This window comes from Brevundimonas bullata (assembly GCF_014207965.1).
Classification (GTDB): Bacteria; Pseudomonadota; Alphaproteobacteria; order Caulobacterales; family Caulobacteraceae; genus Brevundimonas; species Brevundimonas bullata_A.
Genome location: NZ_JACHLM010000009.1, coordinates 46,284 through 53,233, shown reverse-complemented (window position 1 = coordinate 53,233; position 6,950 = coordinate 46,284). Strand labels below are relative to the sequence as shown.

At 66.4% G+C, this 6,950-nt stretch carries 7 protein-coding genes and 2 tRNA genes; 2 read left to right on the top strand and 7 right to left on the bottom strand.

Features of this window, described 5'->3' with window-relative positions:
- From HNP51_RS17900 to HNP51_RS17890, 3 genes are all read right to left on the bottom strand, one after another.
- Nucleotides 1–212 (bottom strand): GTP-binding protein (locus tag HNP51_RS17900; protein ID WP_260398582.1); only part of this gene is annotated, 212 nt, incomplete at its 3' end.
- A 60-nt stretch (nt 213–272) separates the two neighbouring features.
- Nucleotides 273–346, bottom strand: a tRNA-Gly gene (locus HNP51_RS17895).
- Nucleotides 347–443: 97 nt separating this feature from the next.
- A tRNA-Tyr gene (locus tag HNP51_RS17890) sits at nt 444–527 on the bottom strand.
- Between the two features lie 146 nt (nt 528–673).
- Here HNP51_RS17890 and rlmB point away from each other — a divergent pair.
- Complete coding sequence (gene rlmB / locus HNP51_RS17885) at nt 674–1,549, top strand: 23S rRNA (guanosine(2251)-2'-O)-methyltransferase RlmB (protein ID WP_184273944.1); 876 nt, start codon at nt 674–676, stop codon at nt 1,547–1,549.
- 91 nt (nt 1,550–1,640) lie between these two features.
- On the top strand, nt 1,641–2,489 hold the full coding sequence (locus tag HNP51_RS17880; RefSeq protein ID WP_184273941.1) for a TerC family protein: 849 nt from the start codon (nt 1,641–1,643) through the stop codon (nt 2,487–2,489).
- Between the two features lie 51 nt (nt 2,490–2,540).
- Here the strand turns inward: HNP51_RS17880 and HNP51_RS17875 are convergent, their stop codons facing one another.
- The 4 genes from HNP51_RS17875 to HNP51_RS17860 all read right to left on the bottom strand — a co-directional run bounded on the left by HNP51_RS17875 (nt 2,541) and on the right by HNP51_RS17860 (nt 6,841).
- The gene (locus HNP51_RS17875; protein WP_260398581.1) at nt 2,541–3,233 is read right to left on the bottom strand and encodes a 2OG-Fe(II) oxygenase family protein; all 693 of its coding nucleotides are present in this window, start codon (nt 3,231–3,233) and stop codon (nt 2,541–2,543) included.
- 17 nt (nt 3,234–3,250) lie between these two features.
- The gene (metG, locus tag HNP51_RS17870; protein ID WP_184273935.1) at nt 3,251–4,957 is read right to left on the bottom strand and encodes a methionine--tRNA ligase; all 1,707 of its coding nucleotides are present in this window, start codon (nt 4,955–4,957) and stop codon (nt 3,251–3,253) included.
- 73 nt (nt 4,958–5,030) lie between these two features.
- Nucleotides 5,031–6,377: an MATE family efflux transporter gene (locus HNP51_RS17865; RefSeq protein ID WP_184273932.1), complete on the bottom strand. Its 1,347-nt coding sequence runs from the start codon at nt 6,375–6,377 to the stop codon at nt 5,031–5,033.
- Between the two features lie 65 nt (nt 6,378–6,442).
- Complete coding sequence (locus HNP51_RS17860) at nt 6,443–6,841, bottom strand: DUF1489 family protein (RefSeq protein WP_184273929.1); 399 nt, start codon at nt 6,839–6,841, stop codon at nt 6,443–6,445.
- Nucleotides 6,842–6,950: the final 109 nt, after the last annotated feature.

The window sequence follows — 6,950 nt, the reverse complement described above, 5'->3', positions numbered from 1 at the left end:
TCATATTCCACGTGCGAGGTGTTGATCGTGATGCCGCGGGCTTTTTCTTCCGGGGCGGCGTCGATGTCGGCGTAGTTCATCGCCTTGCCGCCGCCGGCCTTCGCCAGCGTCATCGTGATCGCAGCCGTCAGCGTCGTCTTGCCGTGGTCAACGTGGCCGATCGTGCCGATGTTGCAGTGCGGCTTAGTGCGTTCGAACTTTTCCTTGGCCATGGCCAAACTCCTGTGGCCCGGGTCCAAAGCGGAGGGGCGCTTCTGCTCAGTTCAAAAATCTGGAGCGGGTAGACGGGATCGAACCGACATCCTCAGCTTGGAAGGCTGCTGCACTACCATTGTGCTATACCCGCGCGAAGAATGCGTTGCCCCGACCCGGTGAGAGGTCGGCGTTTCCGCACCCGATTCCTTTTCAGGGTTCCCGTACCTCTCGGCCTCGAAAAATGCGCGTGGTGGGGGAAGAAGGACTCGAACCTTCGAAGCTTACGCAGGGGATTTACAGTCCCCCCCCTTTGCCACTCGGGACATTCCCCCAGCGCGCATTTTCAAAACCGGTCTGGATACGCAACACCACGATCTTTCGATCATTTTGTCGCGAAAGCCTTCGTGTCCGGCGACGCCTGCAGTAGAGGAAGCGCCTGACCCGAAGCCCTAGGGCCCAAATCGGAGGCCGTCTTATAGTGTCGTCATTTTCAGAACGCAACGACCGGAAACCCGGTAAAAAGCAGTCTTTCCACAAACGCGTGGAAAGTCGGCCCGAGAAAGGTTGGTCGCCTGCGCCAACAGGCCGTTCCGGGGGCGATTCAGCCCCCAAAGGCACGCGCGGCAAGGCCGATGCGGATAATTTTGTCTGGGGCCGCCATCCCGTTTTAGCGGCTTTGGCCAATCCAGCCCGCCGCGGGATGGGTCGTTTGATGGTTACAGAGGACCGAGCCGCTGAAATAGAACGGGAAAATCTGGCGAATGGCCACCGAATCGAGGTGATTGATTCGACCGCTCTAGCCCGAATGCTGCCCGCCGGCGCCGTTCACCAGGGCATGGTGTTCAAGGTTCAGCCACTGGAAGGCGTCTCGCTGGAAGACATCGCCGAGGATCCCAGCGGCGTCATCGTCCTGTTGGACCAACTGACCGACACTCAGAACGTCGGCGCCATCTTCCGCTCGGCCCTGGCCTTCGGGGCCAAGGGAATCGTCGTGCAGGATCGGCATTCGCCCGCCCTGGCCGGCGCCCTGGCCAAGGCGGCGGCCGGCGCGACCGAGCGCCTGCCCTGCGCCCGCGTGACGAATCTGAGTCGCGCACTGGAAAAACTGGCCGATCTGGGCTGGCGCGCCGTCGGTCTGGACGGCTCGGCAGAACTGACGCTGGAACAGGCGCTTGATTCGCGCCCGACCGTTCTGGTCATGGGCTCCGAAGGCGACGGCGTGCGCCGCCTGGTAGCCGAACACTGCGACGTCATGGCCAAGATCCCCATGCCCGGCGGGTTCGAAAGCCTGAACGTGTCCAACGCAGCGGCCATCGCCCTGTATGAAGTCGCCCGCGCCCAGCGGTCGGCCTGATAGATCTCCCTCCCGTCGGCATTTGTCGGCGGGAGGACGACTTTAGCTGCGACGTCTTGGCGCAGCCTGTAGCGGCGCTTAAAGAGCGCTGATGGAATTCCTCTCAGATCCCCACCTCATCAGTCAGGCCACCGCCCTCGGCAAGGTCCTGATGATCGACCTGGTCCTGGCCGGCGACAACGCAGTGGCCGTGGGCCTGGCCGCCGCCGCCCTGCCCCAGGAACAGCGCCGCAAGGCCATCCTGATCGGCTTGGCCGCCGCCGTCGTCATGCGCATCGGCCTGGCCCTGATCACCGTCCAACTGCTGGCCATCGTCGGCCTGCTGCTGGCGGGCGGCTTCCTGCTGCTGTGGGTGTGCTGGAAGATGTGGCGCGAACTGCGCGAGCAGGCGACGCACGATCAGGCCGAGGCCGAGGCCGAGATCGAACGCGCCCTGGCCATCGAGCACGGCGGCGGCCCCAGCCCTGAGGAACTGGGCCTGAAGCGCAAGACCTTCGGCGCCGCCCTGATCCAGATCATGATCGCCGACCTGACCATGAGCCTGGACAATGTGCTGGCCGTCGCCGGCGCCAGCCACGACCATCCCTGGATCATGGTCTTCGGTCTGATCCTGTCGATCGCCCTGATGGGTCTGGCCGCCAGCTTTATCGCCAAGCTGCTGAACCGCTATCGCTGGATCGCCTACGTCGGTCTGATCATCGTCCTCTACGTCGCCCTGCACATGATCTGGGACGGCGGACGTTCGGTCATCGTGCGGACCGGCCACGCGGATCAGTTCAACGCCTCGGCCCCCGCCTTCCTCGACATCAGCCCCGAGGAGCAGGCCAAGCACATGAAGCACGCCAGCGCCGGCAGCAAGGACGCCACCCCAGCCGGCCTGCCCGGCGCGCGGGAGCAGCGGACGCCGCCTGGCGAGACGGCCCCCTCGCCCGCCAGCTGAAACGACGAAAGGCCCGGAGCGATCCGGGCCTTTTTCAATTCTGCATCAGGTTCAACGCCCGCGCAGCCAACCGGTCACCGAGTAGCGGTGCGCCCCCGCCGACAACGCCACCTGGGTGACGGAGTGCGGCGACGGCACCTTCAGCAGACTCAGCGCATTGAAGCGGGGGGTGAAGGCCTCGGCCACATTGCCGTCGTCGCCATGGAAAGCCAGAAGACCGCCCCAGTCGATCCGCCAGCGCGGCGTAAGCCCCAAGACATAGGCGAAGTAGCGCTGCTTGCCGTCCGCGCTGTCGTCATGCTCGGTCAGGAAGTGAGCGGGGCGAAAGCGCGTCAGCTGGGCATCAGCCAGGGTGATCCGCCCCTCGCCTGTCAGATCGCGCATCAGGCCCAGAAACGCCTCGCCATTGAGAAAGGCCACCAGTTCGGACCAAACGGCGTCCGCCTGCCCCGCCTGATCCAGATCGTAGATCGGGTGATTGTCATAGAGATACTGAAACGTATCCGTCGCCGAGGCTTGCACGCGCTCGCCCAACCCTTGCTTTTGTGCGGGCTCCAGACTGGCCAACCAGGCTGCGGGCAGATCGACATGACCGCTGGCCCGGCGCGTCACCGTGTTGAACGCCACGTTCGCTGCGCTGCTCGCCAGATGACCGGCATAGTCGCCGCTCAGCAGATCGATGACCTGCGCGCGCCCGGTGCGCGCCAGCCGATCCCGGATCGACTGACGTTGGGTCTCCGACAAGGAAGCGAGCTCTGGCCTCATTCAGCGCCGCCGAAGCGTTCGGTCCATTCGGCGACCTGGGCGTCCTCGATCTTGGCGAACAGGACGGCGGGCGCGGCGACCGTCTGACCCGCCGGGACCAGGGTCAGCAGGTCGGCGTCGGCGTCCGGCCACGACAGGTCGGTGGTGCCGACCGTGGCGCCGATGCGCTCGGCGCTGCCGGGCATGAAGGGCACGGTGATGCGCGCGAACAGGGCCACCAGGGACAGGCCGGTGCGGACCACCACGGCGGCGCGATCGCGGTCGGTCTTCAGCGCCGTCCAGGGAGCGGCTTCCTGAAGATACTCGTTGCCCATGACCCAGAGGGCGCGCGCGGCCTGGGCGGCCTTGCGGAACTCCATGGCCTCGAACTCGGCGGTCAGGGTTTCCAGACCGGCCTTGATGTCCGTCGCCAGCTTGGCTTCCAGCGGACCGGCTTCACCGCCCTCGGGCACGACGCCGTCGAACTTGGATTCCGTGAACTTGACGATGCGGTTGACGAAGTTGCCCAGCACGTCGGCCAGGTCCTTGTTCGTCGTCGCCTGGAACTGCTCCCAGGTGAAGGCGGCGTCGGAGTGCTCGGGGCCATAGGCCGTCAGGTGCCAGCGCCAGTAGTCGGCGGGCAGCAGTTCCAGCGCCTGATCCATGAAGACGCCCCGGCCCATGCTGGTCGAGAACTTGCCGCCGTACCAGTTCAGCCAGTTGAAGGCCTTGAGCTGATCGACCGTCTTCCACGGCTCGCCCGAGCCCAGGATGGTGGCGGGGAAGCTGACGGTGTGGAAGGCCACGTTGTCCTTGCCCATGAACTGGACGTAGCGGACATCGTCGGCGCCTTCATCCAGACGCCACCACGAGCGCCAGTCACCGCCGGTCGCTTCCGCCCATTCCTCGGTCGCGCCGATGTATTCGATGGGGGCGTCGAACCAGACGTAGAAGACCTTGCCCTCCATGCCCGGACGCGGGCCGCCGTCGGGACCGACGACCGGCACGCCCCATTTCAGGTCGCGGGTGATGCCGCGGTCGATCAGGCCTTCGTCCAGATGCTTGTAGGCGATGGAGCGGGCCAGCGGCTGCCATTGGGGCGAGCGGGCATCGACCCACCCGCGCACGTCGTCGGCCACCTTGGTTTGCAACAGATAGAGGTGGCGGGTGTCGCGGACCTCCAGGTTGCGGCTGCCCGAGACCGAGGAATAGGGATTGATCAGATCCATCGGGTCCAGCAGGCGGCCGCAGTTGTCGCACTGGTCGCCGCGCGCCTTTTCGTAGGCGCAGTGCGGGCAGGTGCCTTCGACATAGCGGTCGGGCAGGAAGCGGGCGTCGTCGATCGAATAGATCATCCGGTCCACGCGCTCCTCGATCAGGCCGCGCTCTTCCAGCACCTTGGCGAAGTGCTGGGTCAGGCGGGTGTTCGGGGCGTTGGAGCTGCGGCCGAAGACGTCGAAGGACAGGCTGAAGGCTTCGCCGGCCTTCTTCTGGACCTGATGCTGCTCGTCGCAATAGGTGCGGACGTCCTGGCCGGCGGCGGCGGCGGCCAGCTCGGCCGGGGTGCCGTGCTCGTCGGTGGCGCAGACATAGAGGACGTCGTGGCCGCGCCCGCGCATGAACCGCGCCCAGACATCGGCGGGCAACATGGACCCGGCCAGATTCCCAAGGTGCTTGATGCCGTTGATGTAGGGCAGCGCCGAGGTGATGAGGATGCGGGCCATGGTCGTCCAGTCTGCGGGAGGAAGCAGACGGATATAGAGGCCCGTTACGCCCGCGTCACCCCGCCGTCACGCCTCAGGCCGGAAGCCGCCGCGCGATCCGCACGAAGCGCCCGGTCAGTAGCGCGCCCGAGATCAGGCTGGCCACGATGACCGACCAGACCAGACCGTCCACGCCGATCCGGTGCGCCAGCCACCAGCCCAGCGGGATCATGATGACGCCGTAGGACAGCAGGTGCATCAAGGTCGGCCAGACGACGTCGCCCGCCGCACGGTTGGCCTGGGCCGCGACGACCTGCTGGGCGTCGGCGACGAAGAACAGGGTCGCCAGCACCAGGGCCGGGGCCGCGATGGCCAGGATGGCCGGATCGGTCGTGTAGGCGCCGACCACCAGAGGCGCGGTCAGCCACAGGCCGATGGCGATGATGAAGGCCAGGACCGTCACCACGCCGATGCCGGCCAGACCCCCGCGCATGACGCCGGCCCGGTCGCCGCTGCCGTAGCTGCGGCCCACCAGCACGGCGGTCGCGGACCCCAGCCCCATGGGAACCATGAAGACGATGGCGGAGACGTTGATGACGACGGCCCAGCTGGCGGTCTCGGCCGCGCCCAGTTGACCCGCGAAGACGGTCATGGCGGCGAATGCGCCGACCTCGATGAAGTTGGACGAACCGGCGCCGACGCCGACCTTGATCTGCTCGCGCTCGACGACCTTGTCGCGCTTGGGCTTGTTGAACAGGCCCCATTCCCTGGCCTCAGGCAGGCGCAGGATGAAGATGACCAGGAAGACGGCCAACGCCATGCGGGCGCCGAAGGTCGCCCAGGCCGAGGCGATGGCGCCGTCCAGACCAAGGCCCAAAATGTCGGGCACCAGCAGCAGGTTCAAAGCCAGGTTGACGGCATTGGCCACCCACATGGCGACCATGCCGGCCTTGGGCCGATGCAGGCCCTCAAGGAAGAACTGGGCCGCGACCGAAATCAGATAGGCGGGCATGGACAGGGCGAAGATGATCAGCACAGGCGACGCGCCCTCGCCCAGCCCATCTTCCAGGCCCATGTGCTTCAGCCCCAACGGCCCCAGCAGGATCAGGGCGATCATCGAGACGACGCCGATCTGCAAGGCATAGACGGTCCCGCGGCGCAGCACGGCTCCAACCTCGGCCTTGCGGCCCTCGCCCAGCAGGCGGGCGGTCATGACCTGCACGCCCATCATCAGGCCGACCGCCGTGGTCAGCACGACCGACGACGGCGCCCAGGCCAGGGAGTGATAGGCCAGCTCGCGGCTGGCGTAGTGGCCGACGACGATGGCGTCGGTCAGCCCCATGGTCATGATGCCCAGACGCGCCAGCACGACCGGCCAGGCCAGCTTCAGCAGCTCGGACAGGGTTTCGCGGATTTTGAAGCTGAACAGGGCGTTGGTCATGGGAGCCGGGACAGGCCACGACGGCGACCAAAGGTCAACACTTGCGGCCTAAAGCCACGAAAGGGTCACCAAGCGCCGAGTTCGCGTAGTTCACGCGCCAGGTCGTCGGGCAGGTCCGTCGCCTCGGCCACGGACAGGTCCGGCGGCGCGTCCTTGGGCTCGAAATAGCGCCAGCCTTGAAACGGTCGCCGGGCCAGGGGCGCGGTGCGGATGACCTGGCTGTCCAGCTTGATCTCGCAGCGGCTTTCCTTGCCCTCGCCCACGGTCGTGATGTCGAGGATGCGCTGACGGCAGGTCACCGAACCCTTCATGACCCAGTAGAGCGAGCCGCCGTCCTCGATCTCGGCGGCGCGCTTGGGCGTCATGCGGGTGTGGACGATGCGCCAGTCCGAACGCGCGGCGTTCGCCTCCAGCGTCTCGACCTCGGACACGCCGACGCAGAGTTTGATCATGTGAAGGGGCATGAAACCCTGCCTCGACTTCCGCTCATCCCGGCGGACGCCGGGACCCAGTAAGAGCCCCGCACGCGACGCTCGACAATTGCTCGGCCCCGTTCCCGGCCTCGTGGATGAG

Bases quoted from the DNA above. Each gene is read 5' to 3' on its own strand.
- HNP51_RS17880 (WP_184273941.1), top strand. From the start codon at position 1,641: ATGGAATTCCTCTCAGATCCCCACCTCATCAGTCAGGCCACCGCCCTC.
- metG (WP_184273935.1), bottom strand. From the start codon at position 4,957: ATGGCCCGCATCCTCATCACCTCGGCGCTGCCCTACATCAACGGCATC.
- HNP51_RS17865 (WP_184273932.1), bottom strand. From the start codon at position 6,377: ATGACCAACGCCCTGTTCAGCTTCAAAATCCGCGAAACCCTGTCCGAG.
- HNP51_RS17860 (WP_184273929.1), bottom strand. From the start codon at position 6,841: ATGCCCCTTCACATGATCAAACTCTGCGTCGGCGTGTCCGAGGTCGAG.